The 25,644-nt window shown below is 71.6% G+C and carries 27 protein-coding genes; 15 read left to right on the forward strand and 12 right to left on the reverse strand.

Features of this window, described 5'->3' with window-relative positions; genetic code table 11:
- Positions 1–563: 563 nt before the first annotated feature.
- Positions 564–1,910: a glycosyltransferase gene (locus DVR05_RS24280; protein WP_116248231.1), complete on the forward strand. Its 1,347-nt coding sequence runs from the start codon at positions 564–566 to the stop codon at positions 1,908–1,910.
- Here the strand turns inward: DVR05_RS24280 and DVR05_RS24285 are convergent.
- From DVR05_RS24285 to DVR05_RS24295, 3 genes are read right to left on the reverse strand one after another with little or no spacing between them, the layout of a single operon-like run.
- On the reverse strand, positions 1,875–3,359 hold the full coding sequence (locus tag DVR05_RS24285) for a HAMP domain-containing sensor histidine kinase (RefSeq protein ID WP_116248232.1): 1,485 nt from the start codon (positions 3,357–3,359) through the stop codon (positions 1,875–1,877). The genes DVR05_RS24280 and DVR05_RS24285 overlap by 36 nt on opposite strands.
- The gene (locus DVR05_RS24290) at positions 3,356–4,057 is read right to left on the reverse strand and encodes a response regulator transcription factor (protein WP_116248233.1); all 702 of its coding nucleotides are present in this window, start codon (positions 4,055–4,057) and stop codon (positions 3,356–3,358) included. Before DVR05_RS24290 ends, DVR05_RS24285 begins: the two co-directional genes overlap by 4 nt.
- Before the next feature lie 55 nt (positions 4,058–4,112).
- Complete coding sequence (locus tag DVR05_RS24295; RefSeq protein WP_116248234.1) at positions 4,113–5,060, reverse strand: CoA ester lyase; 948 nt, start codon at positions 5,058–5,060, stop codon at positions 4,113–4,115.
- Positions 5,061–5,228: 168 nt separating this feature from the next.
- Here DVR05_RS24295 and DVR05_RS24300 point away from each other — a divergent pair, with 168 nt between their 5' ends.
- Complete coding sequence (locus DVR05_RS24300) at positions 5,229–7,556, forward strand: molybdopterin-dependent oxidoreductase (protein WP_198659334.1); 2,328 nt, start codon at positions 5,229–5,231, stop codon at positions 7,554–7,556.
- A 185-nt stretch (positions 7,557–7,741) separates the two neighbouring features.
- On the opposite strand, the gene DVR05_RS24305 is transcribed toward DVR05_RS24300, so the two are convergent.
- The 3 genes from DVR05_RS24305 to DVR05_RS24315 form a co-directional block, all read right to left on the reverse strand.
- Positions 7,742–8,119, reverse strand: a complete 378-nt coding sequence (locus DVR05_RS24305; protein ID WP_157982530.1) for a hypothetical protein — start codon at positions 8,117–8,119, stop codon at positions 7,742–7,744.
- Complete coding sequence (locus DVR05_RS24310) at positions 8,116–8,601, reverse strand: ATP-binding protein (protein WP_369974577.1); 486 nt, start codon at positions 8,599–8,601, stop codon at positions 8,116–8,118. The genes DVR05_RS24305 and DVR05_RS24310 overlap by 4 nt, the downstream gene beginning before the upstream one ends.
- 89 nt (positions 8,602–8,690) lie before the next feature.
- Entirely contained in the window at positions 8,691–9,587 is an 897-nt protein-coding gene (locus tag DVR05_RS24315) for a Scr1 family TA system antitoxin-like transcriptional regulator (protein WP_232832295.1), read from the reverse strand.
- Positions 9,588–9,766: 179 nt separating this feature from the next.
- On the opposite strand from DVR05_RS24315, the gene DVR05_RS24320 reads away from it, so the two are divergent.
- Genes DVR05_RS24320 through DVR05_RS24330 form a run of 3 tightly spaced genes read left to right on the forward strand, consistent with a single transcriptional unit; the run spans position 9,767 to position 10,999 of the window.
- The gene (locus DVR05_RS24320) at positions 9,767–10,636 is read left to right on the forward strand and encodes a helix-turn-helix transcriptional regulator (protein WP_157982531.1); all 870 of its coding nucleotides are present in this window, start codon (positions 9,767–9,769) and stop codon (positions 10,634–10,636) included.
- Positions 10,530–10,820 carry a DUF397 domain-containing protein gene (locus DVR05_RS27185; protein ID WP_116248238.1) on the forward strand — a complete coding sequence of 97 codons (291 nt, stop codon included), beginning with the start codon at positions 10,530–10,532 and terminating at the stop codon, positions 10,818–10,820. The genes DVR05_RS24320 and DVR05_RS27185 overlap by 107 nt, the downstream gene beginning before the upstream one ends.
- Entirely contained in the window at positions 10,817–10,999 is a 183-nt protein-coding gene (locus DVR05_RS24330) for a DUF397 domain-containing protein (RefSeq protein WP_116248239.1), read from the forward strand. The genes DVR05_RS27185 and DVR05_RS24330 overlap by 4 nt, the downstream gene beginning before the upstream one ends.
- Positions 11,000–11,069: 70 nt before the next feature.
- Here the strand turns inward: DVR05_RS24330 and DVR05_RS24335 are convergent, their stop codons facing one another.
- A complete protein-coding gene (locus tag DVR05_RS24335; RefSeq protein ID WP_116248240.1) occupies positions 11,070–11,906 on the reverse strand; it encodes a helix-turn-helix transcriptional regulator in 837 nt (278 codons plus the stop codon).
- Between the two features lie 282 nt (positions 11,907–12,188).
- Between DVR05_RS24335 and DVR05_RS24340 the strand changes: the two genes are divergently transcribed.
- The 8 genes from DVR05_RS24340 (at position 12,189) to DVR05_RS26800 (ending at position 17,177) form a co-directional block, all read left to right on the forward strand.
- Complete coding sequence (locus DVR05_RS24340) at positions 12,189–12,389, forward strand: hypothetical protein (RefSeq protein ID WP_116248241.1); 201 nt, start codon at positions 12,189–12,191, stop codon at positions 12,387–12,389.
- A gap of 3 nt (positions 12,390–12,392) precedes the next feature.
- On the forward strand, positions 12,393–12,947 hold the full coding sequence (locus tag DVR05_RS24345) for a DUF6879 family protein (RefSeq protein ID WP_116248242.1): 555 nt from the start codon (positions 12,393–12,395) through the stop codon (positions 12,945–12,947).
- Positions 12,948–13,787, forward strand: a complete 840-nt coding sequence (locus DVR05_RS24350; protein WP_116248243.1) for a helix-turn-helix transcriptional regulator — start codon at positions 12,948–12,950, stop codon at positions 13,785–13,787.
- Positions 13,788–13,921: 134 nt separating this feature from the next.
- A complete protein-coding gene (locus DVR05_RS24355) occupies positions 13,922–14,038 on the forward strand; it encodes an albusnodin family lasso peptide (RefSeq protein ID WP_116248244.1) in 117 nt (38 codons plus the stop codon).
- A gap of 73 nt (positions 14,039–14,111) precedes the next feature.
- Positions 14,112–15,797: an albusnodin/ikarugamycin family macrolactam cyclase gene (locus tag DVR05_RS24360; RefSeq protein ID WP_116248245.1), complete on the forward strand. Its 1,686-nt coding sequence runs from the start codon at positions 14,112–14,114 to the stop codon at positions 15,795–15,797.
- Positions 15,798–15,934: 137 nt separating this feature from the next.
- The gene (locus tag DVR05_RS26795; RefSeq protein WP_255423124.1) at positions 15,935–16,420 is read left to right on the forward strand and encodes a lasso peptide biosynthesis B2 protein; all 486 of its coding nucleotides are present in this window, start codon (positions 15,935–15,937) and stop codon (positions 16,418–16,420) included.
- Positions 16,413–17,000, forward strand: a complete 588-nt coding sequence (locus DVR05_RS24370; protein WP_116248247.1) for a GNAT family N-acetyltransferase — start codon at positions 16,413–16,415, stop codon at positions 16,998–17,000. The genes DVR05_RS26795 and DVR05_RS24370 overlap by 8 nt, the downstream gene beginning before the upstream one ends.
- A gap of 12 nt (positions 17,001–17,012) precedes the next feature.
- The gene (locus DVR05_RS26800; RefSeq protein WP_157982534.1) at positions 17,013–17,177 is read left to right on the forward strand and encodes a hypothetical protein; all 165 of its coding nucleotides are present in this window, start codon (positions 17,013–17,015) and stop codon (positions 17,175–17,177) included.
- Between the two features lie 3 nt (positions 17,178–17,180).
- Here the strand turns inward: DVR05_RS26800 and DVR05_RS24375 are convergent, their stop codons facing one another.
- From DVR05_RS24375 to DVR05_RS24385, 3 genes are all read right to left on the reverse strand, one after another.
- Complete coding sequence (locus DVR05_RS24375; protein ID WP_116248248.1) at positions 17,181–19,391, reverse strand: PrsW family intramembrane metalloprotease; 2,211 nt, start codon at positions 19,389–19,391, stop codon at positions 17,181–17,183.
- Between the two features lie 151 nt (positions 19,392–19,542).
- The gene (locus DVR05_RS24380) at positions 19,543–20,829 is read right to left on the reverse strand and encodes a methyltransferase (RefSeq protein ID WP_116248249.1); all 1,287 of its coding nucleotides are present in this window, start codon (positions 20,827–20,829) and stop codon (positions 19,543–19,545) included.
- Positions 20,826–21,803, reverse strand: a complete 978-nt coding sequence (locus DVR05_RS24385; RefSeq protein WP_116248250.1) for a hypothetical protein — start codon at positions 21,801–21,803, stop codon at positions 20,826–20,828. Before DVR05_RS24385 ends, DVR05_RS24380 begins: the two co-directional genes overlap by 4 nt.
- Before the next feature lie 70 nt (positions 21,804–21,873).
- Between DVR05_RS24385 and DVR05_RS24390 the strand changes: the two genes are divergently transcribed.
- The gene (locus DVR05_RS24390) at positions 21,874–22,557 is read left to right on the forward strand and encodes a TetR/AcrR family transcriptional regulator (protein ID WP_116248251.1); all 684 of its coding nucleotides are present in this window, start codon (positions 21,874–21,876) and stop codon (positions 22,555–22,557) included.
- Positions 22,554–23,039 (forward strand): NUDIX domain-containing protein, encoded by a 486-nt coding sequence (locus DVR05_RS24395; protein ID WP_116248252.1) that lies wholly within the window; start codon positions 22,554–22,556, stop codon positions 23,037–23,039. Before DVR05_RS24390 ends, DVR05_RS24395 begins: the two co-directional genes overlap by 4 nt.
- Before the next feature lie 89 nt (positions 23,040–23,128).
- On the opposite strand, the gene DVR05_RS24400 is transcribed toward DVR05_RS24395, so the two are convergent.
- Together DVR05_RS24400 and DVR05_RS24405 are read right to left on the reverse strand one after the other, a co-directional pair.
- Complete coding sequence (locus tag DVR05_RS24400; RefSeq protein WP_116248290.1) at positions 23,129–24,625, reverse strand: NAD(P)H-hydrate dehydratase; 1,497 nt, start codon at positions 24,623–24,625, stop codon at positions 23,129–23,131.
- A 147-nt stretch (positions 24,626–24,772) separates the two neighbouring features.
- Entirely contained in the window at positions 24,773–25,423 is a 651-nt protein-coding gene (locus DVR05_RS24405; protein WP_198659335.1) for a DUF4352 domain-containing protein, read from the reverse strand.
- Between the last annotated feature and the right edge of the window lie 221 nt (positions 25,424–25,644).

Raw genomic sequence — 25,644 nt, forward strand, 5'->3', positions numbered from 1 at the left:
GGTGGCGGACCCACCCCGGCACGGGTCCGGGTGCCACCGGGTGCGAGCACCGCCGCCCCACCCCCGGATCCGGGTGCGCGCACTCTCGTAGCGACCGCGGAACCCCCACCCGCCGCCCACTGTCCCGGACACCTGGTGGCTGCGGCCCTGGACCCTGCCGCTCGCCCTGGCCACCCTCGTGTTCCCGGCCCTCTCGGTCCCGCACCACCTCGGAAGGGACCCCCGAGCTGCTACTGCCGATGATCGTGGGCCTGCTCGGTCCCGCGCCGTCTGGGAAGGGACCCCGAGCTGTCCGGGGTCCCCGCCCGCGAGGGCGTCGCCCGGCACTGTCCGATGCTGTGGACCCACGTCATCGACAACACGGTTCCGATGCTCCCAGTCGTCGTCCAGGTGTGGCCGTGGGGCCGTCGCGCGGCGGCCTCCCGGCCGTCCGCGGCGTCAGGTGCTACCTGACCGGTCGCCCCGCCGTCACCGGAAGGTCGGTGGCGGTCAACTCACGTGATCCACACTCGTGCCTGTCCGGCGCGCCCCCAACGCCGCCCCGCCCGCAGGAGAGCACCCCCATGCCGACGTCCTTCGTCTCCCCCGCCCCCTCCACCCCGCGGATCCCGACGCGGGTGGTGACCGGCCCGCGCCCCTCCGGCACACGGGGTCGCGGGGTCCGGCTCCTCATCGGAACCGACACCTACCCGCCCGACGTCAACGGCGCGGCCTACTTCACCGCCCGGCTGGCCCGGGGGCTGGCCGAGCGCGGTGTGTCCGTGCACGTCGTATGCCCTTCACCCGAGGGGCGGCCGTACGTGGTCGAGCGTGACGGAGTGGTGGAGCACCGGCTGCGGTCGATGCCCTCGTTCGCCCACGAGAGCGTCCGCCTGACCATCCCGGCGGGAACGCGCGGCCACCTCGACCGCCTGTTCTCCCGCCTGCGTCCGGACGTGGTGCACGTCCAGAACCACTTCATCGTCGGCCGGACGCTCACCCGCGCGGCGCGCGACCACGGCGTGCCGGTCGTGGCCACCAACCACTTCATGCCGGAGAACCTCTTCGACTACCTGCGGGTGCCCGAGTCCCTGCGGCCGCACGCGGCCCGGCTCGCCTGGTGGGACCTGCGCTCGGTCCTGTCCGGCGCCGAACACGTGACGACGCCGACCCCGGCCGCGGCGCGGCTGCTGCGCGACCAGGGGTTCACCCGGACGGTCGAACCGGTCTCCTGCGGGATCGACCTCGTCCGTTTCAGCCCCCCGCTCGGAGGCGCCTCCGAGCGTCGACGGCGGCGTGCCCGCCTGGGCCTGCCGGACCGCCGGACGATGCTCTTCGTCGGGCGGCTGGACGGGGAGAAGCGCGTCGAGGAGCTGATCCGCGCCGTGGCGCGCACCCCGAACGTCCAGTTGGCCCTGGTCGGCAAGGGCGGCTGCCGAGGGAGGTTGGAGGCGGTGGCGGCGGCGGAGGGTGTCGCGGACCGGGTGGTCTTCCTGGGGTTCGTGGCCCACGCCGACCTGCCGGACGTCTACCGCTGCGCCGACGTGTTCACCATCGCGAGCATCGCCGAGCTCCAGAGCATCGCCACGCTGGAGGCGATGGCGAGCGGTCTGCCCGTGGTGGCGGCGGACGCGATGGCCCTGCCGCACCTGGTCGAGGTCGGGCGCAACGGGTACCTGTTCCCGCCCGGTGACCACGAGACGCTGGCGCTGCGGGTGGCGGACGTGGTGGCCGACGAGGACCGGCGGCTGCGGATGGGCGAGCGCAGCCGGGCCCTGGCGGAGCGGCACCGGTTGGCGGACTCCCTGGAGCGGTTCGAGCGCATCTACCGCGACGCCGCGCGCGGTGCGGCGGTCGGGTCGGACAGCGCGTTCGGGTCGGCCGGCGCGGCCGGGTCAGTCGTCCTCCCGGCGCGGCGTGAACAGCGGTAGGCGGAACCCGACGACCGCGCCGCCGCCCTCCCGGTTACGCGCGAACACGTCGCCGCCGTGCGCGCGGGCGATGTCGCGCACCATCGCCAGCCCGAGGCCGGAGCCGGGCAGGCCGCGGGCCTCGGTGGCGCGGTAGAACCGCTCGAAGACGCGGTCGAGCTGCTCGGGGTCGATGCCGGGGCCGCGGTCGAGAACCTCCACGACGCCGTCGTGCACACGGACCTCGATGGGCGCGGTGCCCTCGGGGTCGAACTTGGCGGCGTTCTCCACCGGGTTGGCGATCGCGCGTTCCAGGGCGCCGGGACGGCCCCACACGACGCTGTCGTCGGCGTGCACGGTGATGTCGCGGCCGGTGCGCCGCCGGGTCCGGACGGCGACGCGTTCGGCGACGTCGCCCAGGACGACGGCGCTTCGGGGTTCGTCCTCGTGCTCGCCGGTGGCCAGGCCGACGAGTTCGTTGACGAGCGAGGTGAGTTCGCGCGTCTCGCCCCGGAGGTCGTCGATGAGTCGTTCACGCGCCTCGGGGGTGAGCCGGTCCACCCTGCCCAGCACCTGCACGTTGGTGTAGAGGCTGGTCAGCGGCGTGCGCAGTTCGTGGGCGGCGTCCTGGACGAGACGGCGCTGATCCTCCTTGGAGCGGGCCAGGCGCCCGAGCATGGCGTCGAACGCGCTGCTGAGGCGGCCCACCTCGTCACGGCCGGCCTCACCGTCGCCCCCGCCGTCGCTGACCGGGTCGAGACGCCCGGTGGAGCTGACGTACTCGGCGGCGTCGGTGAGACGGACGAGGCGCTGGGTGGTCCGGTGTCCGACGAGCCAGCCCGCCCCCGCGGCGGCCAGCGCGACCAGCAGCCCCACCCACAGGATCTGGGTGGCGAGCCGGTCGATCATCGCCTCCACCGGCGACAGGGGTTGCAGGAGCTGGATGGCTCCGCGCTGCCCGCCGACGGAGACCGTGGCCAGGCGGAAGTCGCGCCCCTCGGCGTTCACCTGGCGGACCTCGGTGACCCCCGGCTGCGTGTCCCGGGCGACCTCCAGGTCCCGTTCGTCGGAGGGGAGGATGACGGCCCGGTCGGGGTTGGCCGCGGTGATCGACAGGTTGCCGGCCGGGCCGAGGTACTGCGCCTGGTACCTGCCGCTGGACATGATGACGAGGGCGGCGCCGACCGTCTCCCCCTCCCCGGAGGCGTGCCGGGCGACCAGCTGCTCGGACAGCGCGTCGACGGCGCGGTCGAACTCCTCCCGGGCGTCGGTCCGGATCAGCGAGGCGGCGGTGGTGTAGGCGAGGGTGCCCACGAGGGCGATCGTCACCGCCGCCACCAGGGCGAACAGGACGGCGAAGCGGGTGCCCAGCCGCCAGTCGCGCGGCTGGGCCAGCAGAGCGCGCCACCGGGGGCGGTCCGCGCCCCGCCGGGGGTCCTGCGGCACTGGGTTCGGCGGCGGGGCGGTCATGACCGGAGGGTGTACCCGACGCCGCGGACGGTCTGGATGAGCGGCGGACCGTCGCCCTCCAGCTTGCGGCGCAGGTAGCTGATGTAGACGGCGAGGTTCTTGGACTCGGGGCCGAAGTCGTAGCCCCAGATGCGGTCGTAGATCGTCGCGTGGTCCAGGACGATCCCCTCGTTGCGGACGAGGAGTTCGAGCAGGTCGAACTCGGTCTTGGACAGGTCGATCTCGCGGTCGCCGCGCCAGACCCGCCGGGCCAGCGGGTCGAGCCGCAGTTCGCCGACCTGGAGCGGGCCCTCCGCCGCTCCCTCCTCGCCGACGGGGGCGGCCCGGCGCAGCAGGGCGCGCAACCGGGCGAGGAGTTCGTCCAGTTCGAAGGGTTTGGCGAGGTAGTCGTCGGCGCCCGCGTCGAGCCCGGCCACGCGGTCGGGGGTCTCCACCCGCGCGGTGAGCATGAGGATCGGGGTGCGGTCGTTCTCGGCGCGCAGCACCCGGGTCACGCCCAAGCCGTCGACGCCGGGCATCATGACGTCGAGGATGAGCAGGTCCACGGGCTCGGCGTGCACGGAGGCGAGCGCCTGGACGCCGTCCGCCGCCGTGCGCACCTCGTAGCCCTCCAGTTGGAGCGCGCGTTCCAGCGACTCCCTGATCGCCCGGTCGTCGTCGGCGACCAGCACAGTGGCGGCGGCGGAGGTGGCTTCCATGCCCACATGGTCCCGTATCCGGGTGAGAGGGTGGTAAGAGTCGGGTGAGGGCGTGTCAGGAGCCGGGCGTGAAGGTGCGGGTGCGGCGGAGTCCGGCGGCCCGCCCCTTGCCCGCCACGACGAGCGCCATCTTGCGGGACGCCTCGTCGAGCATCTCGTCGCCGAGCATGACGGCGCCCCGGCGGTCGACCGTCGTGGCGTGGGCGTAGGCGTCCAGGATGAGTTCGGCGTGGTCGTAGTCCTCCTGGGTAGGGGCGTAGACCTCGTTGGCGGCCTCGACCTGGAGGGGGTGCAGGACCCACTTGCCGTCGAACCCGAGCGCCGCGGTGCGGGCCGCCGAGCGCCGGAAGGCGCCCACGTCGCGGATCTGGAGGTAGGGGCCGTCGACGGCCTGGAGCCCGTGGGCGCGCGCGGCGGTGAGGATGCGCATGAGCACGTAGTGGTAGGCGTCGCCGGTGTCGTATCCGGGCGGCTGTTCGCCCACGACCAGGCTCTTCATGTTGAGCGAGGCCATGAAGTCGGCGGGGCCGTAGACGAGGGACTCCAGGCGGGGCGAGGCGGCGGCGATCGCGTCGACCTCCGTCAGGCCGCGTGCGTCCTCGATCTGGGCCTCGATGCCGATCCGGCCGACCTCCAGGCCGACGGCGCGTTCGATCTGGGTGAGGAGGGTGTCGAGCCAGTGCACGTCACGCGGGGAGGTGACCTTGGGCAGCACGAGGCAGTCCAGTTCGGCTCCGGCGCCCTCCACGACGGTGATGACGTCCCGGTAGGCCCACTCGGTCGACACGTCGTTGACGCGCACCGAGCGCAGCTTCCCGCCCCAGCCGCCGTCGTTGAGCGCCCGCACGACGTTCTCGCGCGCGGCCGCCTTCTCCAGCGGCGCCACCGCGTCCTCCAGGTCCAGGAAGAACGCGTCCGCGTCCAACCCCCGCGCCTTCTCCACGAACCGGGGGTTGGACCCCGGCACCGCGAGTACCGACCGCCGCGACCTGAGTTCGCCCATCGCCGTTCCTGCTCCGCTCGACCGTCCGTGCCGCCACCGGCGTCGTACCGTGTGGCGTCGCCCCGCCCGGTGCCGGGGCGCGGGGCTCATCATCGCACCGCGCGGTGCGTAGGGTGTGGTCCGGGGGGCCGACGCGCCCTGGGAGAGCACGAAGGACCGGGAGTGACCATGTCCGCCACGCGGTACCCGACCAGCGCCCACTGGGGCAGCTACCAGGTCGTCGTCGACGACGGCCGTGTGGTGGGGGTGCGGCCGGACCCGGACGACCCGGCGCCGTCCCCGGTCATGGGAAACACCCCCGAGGCGCAGCACCACACCTCGCGGGTGGCGCGCCCCGCCGTGCGCCGCTGGTGGCTCGACCACGGCCCGGGGCCGGACCCGCGCCGGGGCGACCCGGAGGACGAGTACGTCGAGGTGGAGTGGGACACCGCCCTGGACCTGCTGGCGCGCGAGCTGGACCGGGTGCGCACCGAGCACGGCAACTCCGCGATCTACGGCGGCTCCTACGGGTGGGGCAGCGCGGGCCGCGTGCACCACGCGCAGAGCCAGCTGCACCGCTTCCTCAACACGATCGGCGGGTACACGCGCTCGCGGACGACCTACAGCCACGGGGCCGTGGAGGTGCTCATGCCCCGGCTGCTGGGCACCCCGGCGGCCAACCGGCTGCTGCACCGCGCCCCGGCGTGGACCCAGATCCGCAGACACACCGAACTGCTGGTGTCCTTCGGCGGGCTGCGGGTGTCCAACACCTGGACGTCGTCCGGCGGCCGGGCCGCCCAGACCGCCGGGCCCGCGATGCGCGAGGCCGCCGACGCGGGTGTGGAGTTCGTGTCGGTGTCGCCGCTGGCGGACGACACCGACAAGGGCGTGCGAGCCGAGTGGGTGCCGATCGCCCCGGGCGCCGACACCGCCGTGCTGCTCGCCCTCGTCCACGTGCTGTTCGACGAGGGGCTGGCCGACACCGGCTTCCTCGACCGGTACACGGTGGGCGCCGACCGGCTGCGGTCCTACGTCATGGGCGAGCGCGACGAGCACGGGCGGCCCGGCGGGACGGCGCGCACCCCCGAGTGGGCCGAGGGGATCAGCGGTGTCCCGGCCGACCGAACGCGGGATCTGGCGCGGCGGATGGCCGCGCGGCGGACGCTGGTCAACGTGGGCTGGTCGGTGCAGCGCGCCCGGTACGGCGAGCAGCCGCTGTGGGCGGGGCTGGCACTGGCGTGCTGCCTGGGGCAGGTGGGCCTGCCCGGCGGCGGGTTCGCGTCCGGATACGGGTCCATGGGCAACTACGGGGGCGGGGCGACACCGCTGGGGCTGCCGCGCATGCCGCAGGGCGACAACCCGGTGGACTCGTTCATCCCGGTGGCGCGGGTCGCGGACATGCTGCTGCACCCGGGCGAGGTCTACCACTACGACGGGGCCGAACGCCGCTACCCGCACGTGCGGCTCGTGTACTGGGCGGGCGGCAACCCCTTCCACCACCACCAGGACCTGCCCCGGCTGAGCCGGGCGTTCGGCCGGGCGGAGACCGTGGTGGTGCACGAGACGCACTGGACGGCGACGGCGCGCCACGCCGACATCGTGATCCCGGCCACGACGGTGCTGGAGCGCGACGACCTGACCGCGAGCCAGGGCGATCTGACCATCCGGGCGATGCCGCGCGCGGTGCCGCCGCACGGACAGGCGCGGGACGAGTACGACACCTACGCCGACCTGGCCGAGCGGTTGGGTGTGCGCGAGGAGTTCACCGAGGGTCGGACGAGCGGTGGGTGGCTGCGGCACATCTACGGGCGCTGGCGGTCGATGGCGGCCCGCCGGGGCTTGGAGGTGCCCGACTTCGACACTTTCTGGGCGCGCGGGCGGGTGGAGATCCCCGGCCGGGTGGAGGACGAGGCGCTGCTCGGTGAGTTCCGCGAGGACCCGGAGGGGCGGCCGCTGCGGACGCCGAGCGGCCGGATCGAGCTGTACTCGGAGACGATCGCGTCCTTCGGGTACGAGGACTGCCCCGGGCACCCGGTGTGGCTGCCGGGTCCGGCGGTGGGCGCCGGGGACGGGGAGTGGCCGCTCGTGCTGCTCGCCAACCAGCCGAGCGGGCGGCTGCACAGCCAGCAGGACATGGGGGCCTACAGCCGGTCGCAGAAGGTCCGGGGCCGCGCGCCGCTGCGGATGCACCCGGACGACGCCCGGGCCGCCGGGGTCGCCGACGGCGACGTGGTGCGGGTGGTCGGCGCGCGTGGTTCGTGCCTGGCCGGGCTGGTGGTGAGCGACGCGCTCCGCCCCGGTGTGGCGCAGCTGTCGACGGGCGCCTGGTACGACCCGTCGGCGGACGGGGTGACCTGCGCGCACGGCAACCCGAACGCGCTGACGGAGGACGTGGGGACGTCGTCGCTGGACCAGGCGTGCACGGGGCAGCTGACCCGGGTGCGCGTGGAGCCGTTCACCGGCCCGCTGCCCCCGGTGCGGGCCTTCGAGCCGCCGTGCGGGGTCACCCCGGCCTGACGGCCACACGTGCGCCCCTGTCCACGAGCGCGCCGCCCGTCCACAGGTACGGCGAGGGTCTGGCGCGCAGGAGGATCCACGGGGTTTCCTTGATATAGGGGGACGCTCAGGTCGCCAGTTCCGGCATGCCCGGCCCCACCCACGAGAACCTCAGGCGTGCGGGTGGGGCCGGACACCGCGGAGCATCACATCAGCAGAGTCGTCACCGCGTGGCCGAGCATCGTTCCGCCCACGATCGCGGTCGTGTAGGAGGCGACGCGCAGCAGGCCCTTTCCCAGCCAGCGACGCCGGGACCGGTGACGGCCTCGCCCGCGAGGGGTGGGGGTCGATTCTCGTACGAGGGCGATCGCGGCCTGGTTCCTCTGTTTCGTCCCGGCCACGAGCATCCACCCGGGCAGGACCCCGTGTTCGCGACGGTAGGCGACCCGGGGGTTGCCCTCCATCTGGGCCAGCAGCCGCTGTTCCCGGGTGGGCGGGGGCGCTCCGGCGGGGCGGGAGAAGCGGCGGCCCCTCGGCGCGTCCAGCACCGCGCGCATACGCGGATTCACTGCCGTCGCAGTCATCGAAGCGCCCCGCTCTCGATCGCCTCCACGGAGAACTCAGCCCACACGGCCGTGCCCAGGTCGGCACAGAAGGGGAACGGGACCACCGGATAGCTGCCCCAGCGCCGCGCGAGGGTGTCGACCAGGAGCAGGCCGCGTCCGCGTTCGGCGCTCATCCACTCCTCCTCGGTGCGCTGGCTCGGGATCCGGGGTTCGGTCTCCCGAGCCCCGTCGTCCACGACGACCAGCCGCAGGACGCCCGGCTCCGGGAGGAAGAGGGCGCGCAGCACCCGACCGTCCGGTTCACCGGAGCGGGTGTGTTCGATGGCGTTGGCGGTGATCTCGCTGGCGCACAGGGTCATGCGCTCGGCCAGTTCCTCGTCGAACCCGGTGAGGTCGGCGCGCAGGTCCGCGCGGATCATGGACATCCGGTCGAGGGTTCCGGGGTAGATCCGTGCCCGCCACGGGGTCACGGAGGGCGTCGGGTGCGGCACAATGGGCATGTCGGCGGTTCCTTTCGTTCTGGGGAGAGGTGTCGACCTGCTCTGGGGGGTGTTCGTAGCGCCCACCAGAGCTTTTTCGTGTGACCGCGTCAGCGCGCGATCGTGGAGAGCGTGGTGAAGCCACCGACGTGGCTCGATTCGTTCCCGCTGCCGATGGCCTTGGGGGAAGGGGTCGGCTCCACATTGGTGGCGGCTTCGGTCAGCAAGGCCAGCGAATCGGCCACCGACAGCGCCGCCCCGCACAGGTCCTCGAAGAGGTCGGAGAACGCCTGGATCTCGCTGGGTGCGGTGATGAGCTGCCCGTCCCCGTAGGGGGCGACCACGTGGGCGACGGTGTAGGCCGGTCCCAGCGACAGGAGTCGGAAGGGACCCATCGGGCAGGGGTGGTCAGCGACGTCGTGCGGGATGACCTGGAAGCGCAGCCCGCTGCCGCGGATCGCGTTGACAAGACGGCGGAGCTGCTCCCGCATCACCTCGGCCCCGCCGACCACCGTTCGGACGGTGGTCTCGTTGACGACCACGCGCAGATCACCCGGACGGTTCCACAGCCCACCCCGTCGGCCGGTGTCCCTGGTGAACCGCCCGAGCGCGGTGCAGTAGTCGTGGGTCTGGAGTGGCACGGGGATGGTGCCGGGGCTGAACTCGCGGATCGTTTTGGCGCCGGTGTCCAGCTCGTACGGGCTCGCGCCACCGGCCAGGTGGGTGTTGATGGTGGCGCGGGCCCAGGCGTTCGTCAGGCGACCCTTCGCCCCGGTCCGTCGGTCGAGATAGTCGGCGGTGCAGCGGGCCGGGGCGGTCACGCCGCGTTCGATCTCACGAAGCTCCCCGGCGCTGAGGACCTCCCGCATCGCGAGGTCGTCGTGGGTGAGCCCAGCCTCCGCGCGGAAGCGGACGACCCGTTCCCCGAACACCTCCCACTCGCTGCGCTCGGACTCCCCTGCCCCCTCTCCCCCGACACCACCCACGCCTCGTCGTTCACCAGCCATGACGCCTCCCAGGAAAGTGGCGGGGTGACTCGGATTCGTCACCCTCGGCAACCATGATGCCCCTCAATCAGTCGCCGTGCAATAATTTCATGAAGAAATCTATGCACCATACGAGCGCCCGAGTGAGCGTCAGAGCCGTACGCCATGGGACACTTGAGCAGTTGTCAGAAGGGATACCTGTGAACGAGCCGGAGCCCCGTCCCTCCGTCCGCCAGCGCTGGCTGGGGGAACGTCTCGCGGAGATGCGCTTGGCCGCCGGTCACACGTCGCTGACGTCCGCCGCCAAGGCGCTCAAGCGCTCAGCCCCCTCGATCAGTCGCCTTGAGAACGGGCTGGTCGTCCTCCCGGTACGGGACTTCCCCCCGATCCTCGACGGCTACGGCGTGACAGACACGCGCACGCGTGAGCGCATCCTCGCGATAGCCAGCGAGATCCAGCAGGAACGTCGCGGTTGGTGGGTCGAGTACGCGGACGGGTTGACACCCAGCTACATCGACCTGGTCCGGCTTGAGTCGACGGCGCTCTCCGCCCAGTCCTGGGAGCTCCAGTACATCCCTGGACTTCTCCAGACACGGGAGTACGCGCTCAACCTCGGACAGGCGCTCAATCAGCATGACGACCGAGGGCAGCTGGAGCAGTTCGTGGACGCCCGCATGCACCGGCAGAGCGTCCTGGACCGGGAAACCGGCCCCCTCAAGCTTCACGCCGTCCTCTACGAGGCCATCCTGAGACAGCCGGTCGGCACCCCGGATGCCTTCGCCAGGCAACTCCGGCACCTGCTGGAGCGGGCCGAGGCACTGAACATCACCCTCCAGGCGTTGCGCCAGCCCTGCCGTCCTCACTCCGCGATGACCGGTTCCTTCACGCTTCTGGAGCTGCCAAGCCTGACGGTCGCCCAAGTCGAGCTGTTGACCAGCACCGTCTACGTTGAAAGCGAGCCGGATGTCGCTCGCTACCAACAGGCGTGGAACGATCTCCTGGCTCAGGCGCTGGACCCCAAAGAATCCCAGCGACTCATCGAGCAGGCGATCGAAGACTTGGGAGCATGACGTGTTGACGGGCCAGACGTGGAGAAAGAGCAGCTACAGCGGACCTCAAGGGTGCGTCCAAGCTCGCCACCCCGAACAGCACGTGGTCGAGATGGGCGACACGACCCAGCCCCACGGCCCGACCCTCCTGCTGTCGCACTCCGAGTGGACCCGTTTCCTACTACAGGCGAAGGCGGACACATGACGCAGGAACCGTTCCGCAAATCCACCTACAGCGCCAACGCGCAGGCGTGTGTGGAGGTCGCGGACGCTCCCGCCCTGCACGCGGTTCGTGACTCCAAGACGCTGGAGCAGCCACCGCTCATGTTCAGCCAGGCCGAGTGGCGCGCCTTCGTCGACGCTGCCCGAACCCACGGCCTCTGATGCGACACGCAGCGGGGTCCCAGCCGTCTTCCACGGCCGGGACCCCTGCGTCCTTCTCAAAGGTGAGAGATCAGTCGAGTTCGCGGATGGCTCTCTCGATCAGCGATCGGGCCTCAGCGCCGTACACCGCATGTTCCTGTAGTCGGCTGAACACACGCAGGAACAACGCGATCTCCCTAGGCTGGGTTATCTGCATCTCGGCCGTCGTCGTCTCGACCACCGCCACCTTGTCGTCGAAGATCCAGGCCCCTTCTCCAGGCCACATCCTGCGCACGACGTCCGGCGGGATCACCCCGAATGACACCTGGGGGAAGGTCGTGATCGCGAGCAACCGTTCCAACTGCTCACGCATCACGTCCACGTCGCCGAACCGGCTCTGGAGAGCCCAGTACTCGACCACGAAAAGGAAGCGCTGTTTCCCCTCGTGAAGGAACCGCTGCCGACGCAATCGGACATCAACGGCATCGTCAATCCGCCCGTCAGCCCCATAGAAATCGTTCGCGATCCGTAGCACCGCACTGCTGTATTCAGCAGTTTGCAGGATGCCCGGAATCACGATCGACTCGTAGGAGCGAACCACGCTCGCCCCCTCGTGAAACCGGTCGAACGTCTGTTGCAGATACTTGAGACCGCCTTTGAGGTGCTGCTGCCACTCGACCCACATCCCGTCGATGCCTCGCAAGGTCGCCAGCAACTCCGGGATCTGGTCCTCAGCACCACAGGCCGAACACCATACCCTGACATCCTGTTCAGAGGGGTTCTGCTTCCCGTGCTCCAGCCGGGACACCTTGGTGAAGTGCATCCCGGTGGCGGTCGCGAGTTGCCGCCCCGAGAGCATGGCGTCCTTGCGGATCTCACGCAGCCGGGAGCCGAAGGCCTCCTTGGCCTGACGAACCTGGTCCGACACTAGAAACCACTGCCAGTTCGGTACATCCCGGAAGAACTGTTCGAGGATGACTCAGGGGCCTTGCCCATCAAGGTGATCCACATTCTGTCGCTCCCTCTCGAAGGGACCTGTGATGGCGGACCAAGCCTCACGCTGGCAGTCACCCACGGTCAAGGATGTTTCACCGAGTTGCACCACAGCCTGATGGCCGGAAGCGGACACCAAGAGTGGTTGCTGAGACACGGTCGATCATAGAACCTGGGAGAGAAGCGAATATTCGCGACTAGGCGAGAGTAGGTACTCATGCGGTTGACCTTCCTCGGCACCGACAGCGAGAACGGCAAGTGCCCCACCCTGTACCGCACGGATCGGGGCACCATCGTCGTGCAGGGCTACAAGGTCACGGACCCCGAGGCGATGGGGGACGTCCGGGACCTGGCGGACAACGAGACCCTCGTGGAGATCCCCCGGCAGTTGCTGCGCTACGCGGAAGAACTGGACTGAACCATGGGCGTTTCCCTCTCGGAGGAGGAGTTCGGCCAACAGTTCGAGGAGTTCGAACACACCGCCTGGAAGCTGGAGGTACGCGACCGGTACAACGTCGACGGGGAGAACGAGGACGTCGAGAGGTTCCTGAGGACGGGCGATCCGGGACGGGCACCCGACCACGCGTCCACCTCACCGTGGCACCGCAACGTGACCCGAGGCTGTAAGGAGGGCAAGATCTGGCAGCGTGTGCGTGTCGTGTCCGAACCCCTGAGCGGATACATCGCCTGGGAACACGCGGTCACCCGGTTCAACGTCGAAGCGGGGGAGGATATCCGCTGGCTCCCTCGCCACCACCCTTCCGCGGACCGCCTTCCAAAGCTGGACTTCTGGCTCTTCGACGGTCGATGGAGCTGTGTCCTGCACTTCGATGACGACGACGTTCCCTACCGGTTGGAACGGATCGACGATCCCGCCGTCATCACCCAGCATCGCCAGTGGTGGGAGATCGCCTGGCGTCACGCGATCCCGCACCACGAGTACGACCCGAGCACGCCGAGGCGGTTCAATACCTAAGTGACCCACAGCATCGAACGAGCCCGACGAGACCTGGGGCGACGCCTCCGCGAGCTGCGCGGGTCAGCGGAACTGACCGGGACACAGCTCGCGGACCGGCTGGGGTGGAGCCAGTCCAAGGTCTCCAAGATCGAGACCGGCCGCCAGGCGCCCACTTCGGAGGACGTCTCCGTGTGGGTGCGTGCCTGCGGTACCCCGGAGGCACGCACCGATCTCCTGGCCCGGCTGCGGGACCTGGAGTCGATGTGGGTCGAGTGGAAGGAACAACTCGGGGGTGGCCTGGTCGGCATCCAGTCACGGATGGCCGCCGAGGAGGAACAGGTCTCCCTGTTCCGGGTCTACGAGTCGATGATCATCCCGGGGCTCCTCCAGACCCCCGGCTATGCCTCCGCCGTCCTGGAGATGGCCAGTCGAAGGAACGGGACCGCCGTAGGGATCACGGAGGCCGTCGAACAGCGGATGCGGCGACAGGAGATCCTCTACCGACGGGACAAGCGCTTCCAGTTCGTCATCGCCGAGGCGGCACTCCACCACAGACGTGGGGACCGGGACACCATGGCGGGGCAAATCGACCGATTGGTTTCTGTTTCCGAGCTCTCCAATGTCTCCGTAGGGATTATCCCTTTCGACACACCACCCCCGTATCTTCCTCTGCATGGCTTCTGGATCGAAGACGAAGCCTCCGTCATCATCGAAACCGCATCCGCCGAGCTGACGCTGACGCATCGAAGCGAGATCGAGCAGTACCTGCACGTCTTCGAGATGGCCTCAGCCGGAGCCCGCTTCAATGACGGAGCCAGGGCACTGCTGCACAGGGTCACACGCACCATGGGCTCCTGACGCACGCCCTCCAGTATTCGCCATTATTCTCGTCCCCGACCGGATGAACGCTCTTACCGAATAAGCGCGAATCTTCGTCGCTGGAAACGCGCCCGCCGCCTAACGTGGTGCCACTCCACTTCGAAGGGAGACCGATGGAAGAGCAGCACGAGGACACCCCTGACGTCATCGACCTCGGCGACGCCGCCGACCTGACCCGAGGCGGCTCCTCAGGCAGCATCGAGGACAAGCGAACCCCCTACAGCGAATAACCAGAACCCGGCCGCCTCTGGTGGGTGGCCGGGTCGTTCTCGTTATGTACGCGGCGAGAAGAGAAGGTTTCGAATGACGTGGTTCGGTGGCTGTGCCCCCGGCTCCGCAGTGGTCGCCCCGGTCGGGGCTCGATTGGTCTGGACCGACCCGCCGCTCTGGACGCTCGGTGATGTCCCCACGCACCGTCTCCACCTGCATGATGACGGGGAGGTTCGGGTCGCGGTCATCGGGACATGTGCGGTGATCAGAGACGAACTCGCCCGCGTCGCTCGCTCTCCTGAGCCCAGCGACCTCATGTCCTGGCCCGGTTCCTACGTCGTCGTGCGACGTACGGCCTCAGGATCGGCCGAGATCATCACGGACGTGACCGGAGCCCTCCCCCTCTACTCCATGACCGCCCCCGAGGGACCACGGGTATGGGGATCCAGTTCTCGTGCCCTCGCGGGCCTGGCAAGGACCGGGATCGACACCGAGTGGCTGGCCTCCTACCTACATAAGAGAGAGGATCCCCTTCCAGGACGGAGCCCGTGGGTCGGGGTCGTATCCGTACCGCCCGGACATCGAATGGTGCTTGGCTCGGGAGGATCTGTAGCCATAACTCCCTGGTGGACGCCCAAGCGCCGTGAACCAGACGAAGCGGTTTCCCGGCTTCGCCATGCCCTCGTCGGAGGTGTTCGGAAGAGGGCCACCAGCACAGCGGTCTCCTGTGACGTGGCGGGGCTGGATTCAAGCACGATCGCCGCCATCGCCTCCCGCTACACGCCTCTCACAGGAGTCACGGCACACCCGACGGGCGTCACGACGGACGGTGACATGGACTATGCGGCCTCTCTGAACACCCCGAACCTCACCCGGGTGACCCTGCCGGTGGATGACCGCCATCTTCCCTTCACCGAGTCGGACATCCCGCTCCCCGCGACGGACGAACCGGCCCCGTCAACCGCCGCGTGGGCCAAGCTGAGTGCTCAACTGGCGCGGGTCGCGGAGGCTGGTTCCGGGTGCCACCTGACCGGTGACGGGGGTGACAACCTGTTCCTGCCCCCTCCGACACACCTCATCGACCTGGCACGTGATCGACGCCTGCTACGCCTCGTGAGGGATGTGCTGGTCTGGTCGCGCCTGCGCAGGATCAGCCCGTGGTCGGTCATGCGGGCGGTCAGGAGAGCCGATGTCGACGGCCTGTCACGTCCCGTGTCCGCGCGGCCGACGTGGCTGTCCGAGCACATCCCTGAATCCCGGGGCCAGAACATCCATGACGGCGCCGACACCGCGTTACTCGCCGACATCCGCTACGTGGCCCGTTCCGCCCACGCCGAGATCCAGCTCGCCGAATCCGTGGGGGTCGAACTGCACAACCCCTACCTTGACGGCGCGGTCGTCGACGCGGTGGTGTCGGCACCACCCTGGACACGTTTCTCCGCCTATCGGTACAAGCCCCTGGTCGTTGATGCGATCGGTGACCTTCTTCCGTCACGTGTTCGGGAGAGGACGACCAAGGGTGTCTTCGCTGGGGATTTCCATCGTGGTGTCCGCGCCAACCACACGAGGCTGCTGGAGCTGTGCGGTGGGCGTTTGGCCGACATGGGGCTCATCGACCCCGCTCCCCTGCGCGCGACGGTCCGAGCCGCCGCTCTGGGGGCACAGACCCCGTGGCCGGAACTCCTGACCGCGCTGGACGCGGAAACGTGGTTGCGCACCGTGGAAGGTGCTCCCACGTGTGAGTGGGAGCGTCTGGCCGGATCCGGGGCGACACCATGAGCCGACTTCCTCTCGTCGCCCTGCTCGCCCCACACGTTCATGTGCTGATCGACTACCACACCGGGCGTACCGCGCTACGGACGGCATCGTCGGTCCCACGATCGGCGTACACGGTTCCGTGTGGTGCCACCGCCCCGATGTGGGGAACGGCCGAGACGTCCGCTGTCCTGACCAATCCGAAACCCGTTCCGACGGTCTGGCGGTTGGCCGCTGTTCCCGCCGTGGCGATGACCGCCGCCGTACTGTTCTGTGGTTCCCGCTCCACGCGGTTCGCCCGCATGGTACGACTCGCCTGTGCCGGGCATCAGCTGTGGCCTGCCTCGCACGCTCAGGCTCGGTACGCGGTCCACGCCGTGCGATGGGTGTCGGTGTGGGCTCCTGTGCGGTGGGCGTGCTTGGAGGAATCCGCCGCTGCGGCGGTTCTGCTCGCCATGGCGGGTCGGCGGGCGGAGTGGCGGCACGGCATCGCCACCGATCCGGTACGTCTGCACGCCTGGATCGCTGACCCGTCCGGGATGCCGGTCGCCGAGCCGACGAGCACGGACCTGTACATCGTGACCTTCACACCCGACGGGCCCCCGCCACAGGGCATGGGGACACACGAGGAGAACACCGTTGACTGAGCCGCACATCCTGCTGACCGGGCAGACCCTCGCCCTGGGCATGCCGCGCCGGGAGATGCTGGAGTCCTACCACGCCTGGGAGAACGACCCGGGCACGATCCTGGGGTACGGCAACCAGATGCCCCAGTCCTGGGAGGTCCGTGCGAACGGGTGGGAGCGCCAGCGGAGCAACCACAACTACCCCCAGTTCGAGGTCGTACGCCTGGAGGACGGCGCCGCCGTCGGAATGACGACGCTCAACGTCGATCAGATGGTGCGCACGGCGGAGTTCGTCCTTCTGATCGCCCCAAAGGAGCGCGGCAAGGGATACGCCACCGAGGCGACCCGGCTCACCCTGGACTGGGCGTTCCACCTGGCCGCCCTGCGGATGGTCTGGCTCAAGGTGCTGGAGCCCAACGCGGCGGGCGTGACCGCCTACGAGAAGGCCGGGTTCAAGCACGCCGGACGGCTGCGCGGCGCTGGCTACTGGCTCGGCCGCCCCGTCGACGAACTGCTCATGGACGCCGTCCCCGAGGACTTCCCCGGCCCCTCGGTCGTGACGAGCACCGTTCAGCCACAGGGAGCACGGCCCCAGGAATAAGGACCCAAAACCATGCACCAGACGCCTGCGGGCCAACACGAGTCCCTGGCGGAGACGTTGAGCCTCCTTGGAGATCCCGAAGAACGCGCGGACCTCGCCGAGTCCGCCGTGTCCGAGGAGTTCACCACCGAGGAGGAGATGGCCGTCCTGATGCGCGAACGGCTCGGCCGGGGATAGGAGTCACCGGACCAGCAGCCGGTTCACCTTCCGGGGTAGCGCCATCCCGACCAGGCCGAGCAGCGCATACCCGACCTGTCCCGGGGCGAGCATGCCGAGCACGACCCCCGTGTTGGCGCCGGGCGCGCGCAGGAACGCGCTCATGCGCGGGTGGGCGTAGGGCACCCCGTTGCCCGACACCAGCAGCGTCACCGCCGCGACGAGGGCCAGCGCCGCCCACACGGTCCCGCCCGCGTCGAGGCCGCCCAGCCACGTGTCCGCCCGGTCGAGTGCCAGCAGCGCGTACGCCGCCCCGTCCGTCCCGCCCTCGGCCGCCGGGACTCCGGAGAACAGCGACAGCCCGGCCAGCGCCACCGGGACCGCCGCGATCAGGGCGCCCGCCGCGCGGGCACCGGTCACGCCCCCGGTCGCGGACAGCCCGAGCCGCGCGGCCAGGTCCCGGGCGTTCCTCGTCAGCTCCTCCTGCGCGGGGTAGCGCCGCCAGGCCCGACCCTCCGACCGGGCCTCACCCATCGCGTTCGCCCGGCGCCACCGCAGGAACCGCCACGTGTCGCACAGCGCCGTCGGACCCCGCCGGGCGGCGATGGCGGACACGGCCAGTTCGTGCGCGATGGACGACACCGTCGTGGCGAGGGTGACCGGGAGGTCCACCCACGAGAGCGCGATGCGCCGGAACAGCGGAGCGATGTCGGCCGGGACCCGGACCCGCATCGCGATCGAACGCCCCCACGCCCAGCGCCGCAGCCGGGGCAGGGGCGGTTGGCCGGGCAGGGCGGGGGTGCTCTCGGCGGCGGTGCCGATCATGCGGTAGTCCATGGCGACGGCGCACACCAGGGCGAGGAGGAGCAGCCACGGGGTGAGGACCCCGCCGCCGAGCAGGCCGTAGACGATGTCCGTGGCCGGGTGGAGGGCGGCCCCGGCGAGCACCGCGTTGAGGTTGAGGTGGTCCAGGAGGGCGACCGCCAGCGCCACGGGCGGCAGCAGCCAGAGCCACGCGCCGTACCGGCGCCCGACGATCGCCAGGCCGAGCGTGGCCCCGACCAGCCCGGTGGTGACGGCGTGTCCGGCGAAGACCGCGAGGACGGTCCCGTCCGGCGCGGTGACCGTGGTACCTCCGGGCAGCAGGATCCCGCCGTCGGCGGACAGGTCGGCGGCCCCGAGGGAGACCTCGGTGAGCAGGCGTTCGGCCAGTTGGAAGCCGGTTCCGGAGGCGGCGGCCAGCAGCAGGAGGTCGACGGCGGCCAGGCGGCGGGCCCGGCGCCGCGCGACCAGTGCGAACAGCAGCAGCGGGGTGAGCTTGCCGAGCTCCTCGATCGGCACGGCGACGTAGGCGTAGCCGACCACGCCGTAGGGCTCGGCGCCCAGGAGCCGGAGGAGGGCGGCCTCGGCGGCGGCGAGCGGCCAGAGCAGGGCGGCGCCGACGGCGGTCGTCCGCAGCAGGTCGGCGAAGGAGACCGTGCGGGAGCGGGCGAGCCAGGCCAGTTGGAGGATCAGCAGGAAGGCGGCGACCAGGGCCGGGATCACGGCGTCCAGCGCGGGGACGGCCAGGGGCGCGGCGAGCAGCACGACGACCACGGTCCATCCCCAGGCGCCCCGCAGGGCGCGCAGGGCGCGGACGGTGCGCGGTGAGCGCGCGCGGGCCCGCGCGAACCCGCGCGCGACGCGTTCGGCCAGGTCGGGGCCGGGTCCGCGGGGGGTCCTGGTGTGCCTGGCGCCGGGGGCGGCGCAGCCGTAGAGCTGGGCGGCGCGGGTGAGCGGGCCGCCGCCGTCGGCCCGCGCGCGGGCGGCGAAGGCGGCACGGGCCTGGGGGATGTCGGCGCCCACGAGTTCGCGGACGAAGTCGGCGGGGCCCGCGGCGACGGTGAGTTCGTCGGCCGCGACCAGGACGGCGGCGGAGAAGTCCTCCACGCAGACGAGGAAGTCGGTGGGGTGGGGTCCCCAGCCGCGGATGAGGTCGATGAGGGTGTCGGTGTCGAGGGGGACCTCGGTGACCGGTTCGTAGGAGAACTCGGCCCGGGTGCGGCAGACCAGGAGCCGGGACACGCCCACGGCGCGGCCCGCGGCGACGATCGCGTGGATGAGGTTGCGGTCGCGGGGCACGACGAACGGGGTCGTGACCTTGCCTCTGTCCCTGATCCAGTGGGGGTCGAACTCGGTGGGCCCGGCACAGACGCGCAGAACGAGGTCGCGCGCGAGCATGGCCTGTTCTTCCATGGGTGTCCTCGTGCCGTGCCGGGGGGCGGTCCGGGCCGGCCCCCGTGGGGCGGGGCGGCCCGGACCGAGCATAACGGCGCGGCGCGTGGGGCGCGTCACGCGGCCTCTCACCACCGGGAACACCGGCGCGACCCGCGCCGGTCCGAACGGTTCAGGCCGGGGCGGGCACCCCGGGCCCGTCCCGGTCGGCACGCGGGGCGCGGGCCGGGTGCGGTCCGGCGCCGAAGGCGTCCCCGCACAACTGGACGAGGTGCCGCAGGCCGGGCAGGTCCAGGGCCCATCCCGTGAGCGCCCACCCGAGGTTGAGGTGCTCCAGCGCCCTGGCCAACGCGGAGACCCCGCTCCAGCGCAGCCCGTCCGGGGTCTCGTAGGTGAGGCGGTACAGCACGTCGGGGTGCTCGGCGGCGGGGCGGATGTCGAGGGCGGTCGGCGTGCGGACGGTGAACCAGCGGGCGAGGGTCAGGCACAGCGGGCAGTTCGCGTCGACGTGGAGCACGCCCCTGCTCCGTCCGGGCCACGGTCGCCACCGGGGCAGCCAGGGCCGCACCCCCGACCGGTAGGCGGTCCAGTCCCGCCCGAACCGTTCGCGCAGCTGGGCGCTCTCGTGCCAGTCGGCCAGCCCGACGGAGTAGACCGCCGCCGACACCGCCAGGAACAGGGCGAGGGGTTCCCGCAGCAGGACGGCGAGGAGGAGGTACACCGCGACCAGCGACGTCTGCATGGGGTTGCGCACGAAGGCGTAGGGGCCGCTGGTGACCAGGCGTTCCGGGGGGTCGTACGGGAGCGGGGTGCCGCCGCCCACCCGGGCGAACTCGCGCGCGGCGGCGAGGCCGGGCAGCCCGGCCAGGAGGAGGAGTTGGACTCCGGCCGCAGTCTCCGGGCCGGACGGGGGCACCGGCCCCAGCACGAGGATCGGCAGCCCCACCATGAGCCCGCCCGCCAGGGTGGCCTGGGTCCACGCGCGGGCGTGGACCAGCTGGCCGTTCCGGGTCCAGTAGGCGAGCAGGAGCGCCGGGATGAGGGTCACGGTGGCGCCGGTCAGCTCCCCGGCCAGCCACAGGGGGCCCAGCTCGATGACCGGGTCGGCCAGCGGCATGAGGATCACGTCGATCCAGACCAGCAGCCCGGCCAGGAGCGGGACGGGCAGCAGGCGCAGCAGCAGGGCGGGCAGCGCGCCCCACAGCACCGCCCAGGCGAGCAGGAGGTCGAGGGGGACGCCGCGCCACTCGGCCCCGTCGGTGTGGAAGGTCCACCAGCCCGCGTGCAGGGCGTACAGGTTGAGTGGGATGAGGGTGAGCAGGGACCAGGCGCCGGCCACGATGATCGCGGCGATCTCGCGCTGGCGGGGCGCGCGCCACAGGCACAGCCCGGTGAACAGCAGCAGGGGGACGAGGAGGCCGAGGCCCCGGACGAGCCCGGCGTGGAGTTCGGGGTTCACCGCTGCCCCTCCGTCGCGGCGGCGGCGAAGGTGTCGGCGAGGTAGGCGGCGGCCAGGTCGGTCGTGTAGGACTGGAGCGGCCCGAAGTACCACGAGGGCTCGTAGGTGCGCTCGAAGTCGATCGCCCAGCTCAGCCGGGTCCGGTCACCCTCCGCCGTCCACACCGCCTCGGCCCGGCGCATGTCCATCCACCGGGCGAACGCGGTGTCGGCGGTCACCTCGAAGACGACGCGTCCGCCGTCGGACCGCACCTCGCTCTCGACGACCACCAGCTCCATGTGCTGGTCGACGACGTCGGCGCCGGGCCGCAGCGACCGCGCCCGGGTGAAGGTGACGGTCCGGGTGTCGCCGACCGCCAGCCCCTCCCCCTCCGCCTCGACCGGTTCGGGGAAGGGGACCACGCGCAGGAGGAAGGCGTCCGGGGAGGCGTAGTCGGGGGGTGCCGCGAGGGCGGCGGCGACCTCCTCGGGGGCCGCGTCGACCAGGACCTGGCCCGCACCGCGGTCGTCGGTGGGCAGAAGGCTGACCCCGCCCACACCCTCCAGTGCCAGGCCGAGGAGCAGCGGTACCGCGAACAGGGCGTGCCGGGCCCCGGGGCCGTCGCGTCGGATCGTCACGCACACCCAGGCGACGAGCGCGACGACGCCGTAGATCAGCGGCGCGGCGATGACCAGGCACACCAGGCCCTCGCCGAGCAGCGGACCGGACAGCGCCAGCAGGACGGTGGTGGTCGCCATCGCGACGCCGACCGCCGTGCGCGGTCGGGCGGTGCACACGACCAGCAGGGCGATGACGGCGGGGAGGCCGACGTAGAACAGCGCGGTCTGGTCCAGGCGCCCCCAGTGGGTGACGCGCAGGAGGAGCAGGAGGGCGAAGAGCACCAGGAGCAGCAGCGCCAGCCGGGCGCGTGCGGAGGACGGGGGGCGGTGGGGTTCCTCGGACACGGAAGGCTCGATTCCTCGTTTGCGACACATGGTTAAACCACTCGTTTTAATCACTCGATTAAACCGTATGATGAATCCATCGCGGATCGCAAGGAGGGTCATGGCCAAGGGCGGCGGCGGACGCAGGACGAGCGAGGAGACCAAGGAGCGGCTCCTGGCCGCGGCCGGCGAGGTCCTGCGCGAGGAGGGGTACGCGGGGGCCTCGGCGCGGGCGATCGCGGCCCGCGCGGAGGCCAACTCGGCGCTGGTCTTCTACCACTTCGGCGGGGTCGACCAGCTGCTGCTCGCCGCGCTGGACCGGTCGAGCGCCGAGCGGCTGGCCATGTACCGCGAACTGACCGCCCCCGCGCGCACCCTGGAGGAGCTGGTGGCGGCGGCGACCCGGATCTACCGCACCGACCTGGAACGCGGCTACATTACCGAGTTCTCCGAGCTGGTGGCGGCCGCCGTCACCAAGCCGGAGCTGCGCCGGGAGATCAAGGAGCGCGCCGAACCCTGGATCGCCTTCATCGAGCAGGAGTGGGAACGGGTGCTCGGGGGGTCGCCGCTGGCCAGACTGGTGCCCGCCCGGGAGGTGGCCTACGGGGCGCTCACCTTCTACCTCGGGGTGAACCTGTTCTCGGTCCTGGACGAGGACCACTCCCGCACCGAGGCGGTGTTCGACCTGGCCGGACAGCTCGCCCCGCGCGCCAGACTGCTCACCCTCCGGCTGCCCCGGCGCGGCGGGCGCGGCGGCGACGTAGGCTTGCCGGTCGACAGCGAGGACGCCGAGGAGGACGCGTGAACGGTATCGAGGTGGCGCCGGGGATCGAGTTCCCGGACACGTCCGACGGGCGGACCTGGGTCGCGGGCGCGGTGATCGCCGCCCCCTCGGGCCGGGTGTTCGCCCAGCGCCGCTCCCCCACCCGCAAGGTGTTCCCGCACTGCTGGGACATCGTCGGCGGCCATGTCGAACCGGGCGAGACCATGCTGGAGGGGCTGGCCCGCGAGGTCGAGGAGGAGACCGGCTGGCGCCTGACCGGGGTGCTCGCCGAGCTGTTCTCCCTCGACTGGGACCCCGGCGACGGCGTCACGCGCCGCGAGGTCGACTACCTGGTCCGGGTGGCGGGCGACCTGTCCGCTCCGCGTCTGGAGCCCGACAAGCACACCGAGTTCCTGTGGGTGGACGACTCCACCGTCCACGTGCTGCGCGACGAGCGCGACCCCGGCGACTACTTCATCACCGACATCGTGCAGCGCGGACTCGACCGGGCCCGCAGGGGCTGAACCGTCCCGGGCCCGCTCCGGTCCACCGGAGGCCCGGGGCGGGCCGCCGGGCGCGGACCGGGCACCGGGCCCGCAGCCGACCCACCGTCTCAGGCGAACCGCCCCGCCTCCGCGATGGCCATCGGCAGCCCCTCCAACAGGTCCGACGCGCTGATCGGCGCCCCGCCCCGGGCCAGGACGGCCGCGCGTCCGTGCAGGTACGCCCCGCACATCGCGGCTTCGTAGGCGGGCAGCCCCCCGGCCAGCAGCGCGCCGACCGCCCCCGCCAGCACGTCGCCGGAGCCGGCCGCGGCCAGCAGCGGGGTGCCCGTCGGGTTGGCCAGCACGGGGAGGCCGGGCTGGGCCACCAGCGTGGTCGACCCCTTGAGCAGGACCGTGCAGTCGTACTCCTCGGCGGCCCGCCGCACGTGCTCCAGGCGGCGTGCCTCGATGTCGGCCCGCTCGCTGCCGGGCAGGAGCCGGGCGAGCTCACCGGCGTGCGGGGTCAACAGCGTGTGCGCGGAGCGCTCCCGCAGGATCCGCGCCAACGGCGCGCCGCCCTCGCCGCTGAGCAGGGTCAGCGCGTCGGCGTCGATCAGCAGGGGGCGGTCGCTCTCCAGGACCGCGTGCAGTTCGTCGGCGTTGGCCCGGTGCGTGCCGCGGCCGGGCCCGATGACGACGGCGGCCACGCGCCCGGGGTCGAGGCGGGTGCTGGACAGGGGGTCGAGGTCGACGGCGACCGTCTCCGGCCAACGGGCGAGCACCTGGTCGACGGCGGCGCCCGCGCCCCCGTACCGCACCATCCCCACCCCCGTGCGCAGGGCCCCGCCCACGGTCAGGACGGCGGCGCCCCGGTAGTGCTCGGAACCCGCGCGGACGGCGAGCAGCCCTCGGCGGTACTTGTCGGAGTCCGTGCTCGGCCTGGGCAGGAGCGGGGCGACGTCCCCGGGGCCCGGTTCGACCAGTGCGGGTCCGCCCAGCTCGGGGGTGAGGCCGATGTCGACGAGGTGCACCCGCCCGGCCCGGTCGGCGCCCGGGTCGACGCGCAGCCCCGGTTTGAGGGCGCCGAAGGTGACGGTGACGTCGGCGCGCACGGCGTGGCCGGGCACCTCGCCGGTGTCGGCGGCCACCCCGCTGGGCAGGTCGACGGCGACGACGGTGGCGGGGGAGTTCTCGGCGAGCACGGCCAGCGTCGCGTACGGTTCACGCAGTCCGCCGCGCCCTCCGATCCCCAACAGGCCGTCGACCACGAGATCGGCGTCGAACAGCTCCGCGCCGTCGCCGGGGTCGCTCTCGAAGCTCCGGACCCTGCCGCCCGCCGCGCGCAGGGCCGCCAGTCCGCCCTCGTGGGCGCGCGGCCCGGCGAGCAGGGCGCGCACGGACGCCCCGCGCGCGGCCAGCGCGGCCCCGGCGTAGAGCGCGTCACCGCCGTTGTCCCCGGTGCCGACCAGCAGCACCACACGCGACCCGTACACACGGGGCAGCAGACGGGCGCACTCCGCGGCGAGCCCGGTCGCGGCGCGGCGCATGAGCGCGCCCTCGGGAAGACGGGCCATGAGCGCCTGCTCGGCCTCACGGACGGCGCTGACGGTGTGTGCGGAGCGCACGGGGGTCACCTCCTGGTGTGGATCGCCCGCCGGGGCACGGTTCCCGGGGGCCGGATCGTCCCCATCGTGCCGCACGGGGAACCCGGCGCGCCGGGTCCGCCACACCCGCGGCCGTTCCCGGAACGGCTCGGGCCCCGACGCACGAGGTCACTCGACGTCGGCGATGATCGGGTCCCCTCCCATCCCGTACAACTCGCTGAACTCCACCTGGGCGATGGTGACCTCGCCCTCGGCGGCGAGCTGTCCCGAGGCCCTGTTCCCGGGCCGCACCGTCACCATGCCGAAGGAGTCGATGTCGGCGGTGTAGTTGTCCATCGCGCTCACGGTCAGGCCGTCGTCCAGGATCAGGGTGAAGTACATGGGGTTGATGTCGATCGGCTCGTCGGAGTTGTTGACGATCTCGACGTCCACCACCGTGTAGACGGTGCTGTCCAGGATGTCGTCTGCGGTGCCCGCGTTCGTGGCCGTCATGACGATGTCGCCGTCGCCCTCCGCGGCCTCTTCCGACCCACCCGCGCCGGGTTCCGCGGTGTCCTCGGTGTCGGGCTCCGCCGTGCTCTGCCCCTGACCCTGGTCGGCCTGGTCCGTCTGGCCGGGCTGCTGGGTTGACGCGGTGTCGCCACCGCCGCCACCGGTAACGGCGTTCACGATCGCGATGAGGAGCACCACGATGATGATGAACGCGAGGATGCCGCCGGCGCTGAGTGCGATCCTACCTCCGATGGACATGCCCTGCCTGGCTGGTCGGCTGGACGGAGAACCGTACTGGGGATTCGGCGGGTACTCAGGGTAGGACATGAGAGCGCTCCGATGTGGGGGTTTGGGGCGTGAACAGGCGGCGGAGCGGGTGTGCCGCGCTGGGCCGCGTATCCAGGGGAGGACGGCGCCGACAAGGACGATATCCAACATGGCGTCAGAGCGTCATCACCCGGTTCCCCTGGCCCGCACCCGCCGTCCCGGCGGCCCTCCGGCTGATCCCGGGGCCGGTCCGATGCGGTCGCACGCCAGTACTACGCTGT

The sequence above is a fragment of the Nocardiopsis sp. FIRDI 009 genome (genome assembly GCF_003386285.1).
Classification (GTDB): domain Bacteria; phylum Actinomycetota; class Actinomycetes; order Streptosporangiales; family Streptosporangiaceae; genus Nocardiopsis.

What these genes read in the sequence shown, in the direction of transcription:
- DVR05_RS24385 (WP_116248250.1), bottom strand. Translation starts at nt 21,803, where the DNA reads ATGTGTCGCAAACGAGGAATCGAGCCTTCCGTGTCCGAGGAACCCCAC.
- DVR05_RS24375 (WP_116248248.1), bottom strand. Translation starts at nt 19,391, where the DNA reads ATGGAAGAACAGGCCATGCTCGCGCGCGACCTCGTTCTGCGCGTCTGT.
- DVR05_RS24310 (WP_369974577.1), bottom strand. Translation starts at nt 8,601, where the DNA reads ATGCCCATTGTGCCGCACCCGACGCCCTCCGTGACCCCGTGGCGGGCA.
- DVR05_RS24295 (WP_116248234.1), bottom strand. Translation starts at nt 5,060, where the DNA reads ATGGGCGAACTCAGGTCGCGGCGGTCGGTACTCGCGGTGCCGGGGTCC.
- DVR05_RS26800 (WP_157982534.1), top strand. Translation starts at nt 17,013, where the DNA reads ATGCACCAGACGCCTGCGGGCCAACACGAGTCCCTGGCGGAGACGTTG.
- DVR05_RS24315 (WP_232832295.1), bottom strand. Translation starts at nt 9,587, where the DNA reads ATGGCTGGTGAACGACGAGGCGTGGGTGGTGTCGGGGGAGAGGGGGCA.
- DVR05_RS24340 (WP_116248241.1), top strand. Translation starts at nt 12,189, where the DNA reads ATGCGGTTGACCTTCCTCGGCACCGACAGCGAGAACGGCAAGTGCCCC.
- DVR05_RS24360 (WP_116248245.1), top strand. Translation starts at nt 14,112, where the DNA reads ATGACGTGGTTCGGTGGCTGTGCCCCCGGCTCCGCAGTGGTCGCCCCG.
- DVR05_RS24405 (WP_198659335.1), bottom strand. Translation starts at nt 25,423, where the DNA reads ATGTCCTACCCTGAGTACCCGCCGAATCCCCAGTACGGTTCTCCGTCC.
- DVR05_RS24280 (WP_116248231.1), top strand. Translation starts at nt 564, where the DNA reads ATGCCGACGTCCTTCGTCTCCCCCGCCCCCTCCACCCCGCGGATCCCG.
- DVR05_RS24305 (WP_157982530.1), bottom strand. Translation starts at nt 8,119, where the DNA reads ATGACTGCGACGGCAGTGAATCCGCGTATGCGCGCGGTGCTGGACGCG.
- DVR05_RS26795 (WP_255423124.1), top strand. Translation starts at nt 15,935, where the DNA reads ATGTGGGGAACGGCCGAGACGTCCGCTGTCCTGACCAATCCGAAACCC.
- DVR05_RS27185 (WP_116248238.1), top strand. Translation starts at nt 10,530, where the DNA reads ATGTCGCTCGCTACCAACAGGCGTGGAACGATCTCCTGGCTCAGGCGC.
- DVR05_RS24300 (WP_198659334.1), top strand. Translation starts at nt 5,229, where the DNA reads ATGTCCGCCACGCGGTACCCGACCAGCGCCCACTGGGGCAGCTACCAG.
- DVR05_RS24330 (WP_116248239.1), top strand. Translation starts at nt 10,817, where the DNA reads ATGACGCAGGAACCGTTCCGCAAATCCACCTACAGCGCCAACGCGCAG.
- DVR05_RS24390 (WP_116248251.1), top strand. Translation starts at nt 21,874, where the DNA reads ATGGCCAAGGGCGGCGGCGGACGCAGGACGAGCGAGGAGACCAAGGAG.
- DVR05_RS24290 (WP_116248233.1), bottom strand. Translation starts at nt 4,057, where the DNA reads ATGGAAGCCACCTCCGCCGCCGCCACTGTGCTGGTCGCCGACGACGAC.
- DVR05_RS24285 (WP_116248232.1), bottom strand. Translation starts at nt 3,359, where the DNA reads ATGACCGCCCCGCCGCCGAACCCAGTGCCGCAGGACCCCCGGCGGGGC.
- DVR05_RS24355 (WP_116248244.1), top strand. Translation starts at nt 13,922, where the DNA reads ATGGAAGAGCAGCACGAGGACACCCCTGACGTCATCGACCTCGGCGAC.
- DVR05_RS24345 (WP_116248242.1), top strand. Translation starts at nt 12,393, where the DNA reads ATGGGCGTTTCCCTCTCGGAGGAGGAGTTCGGCCAACAGTTCGAGGAG.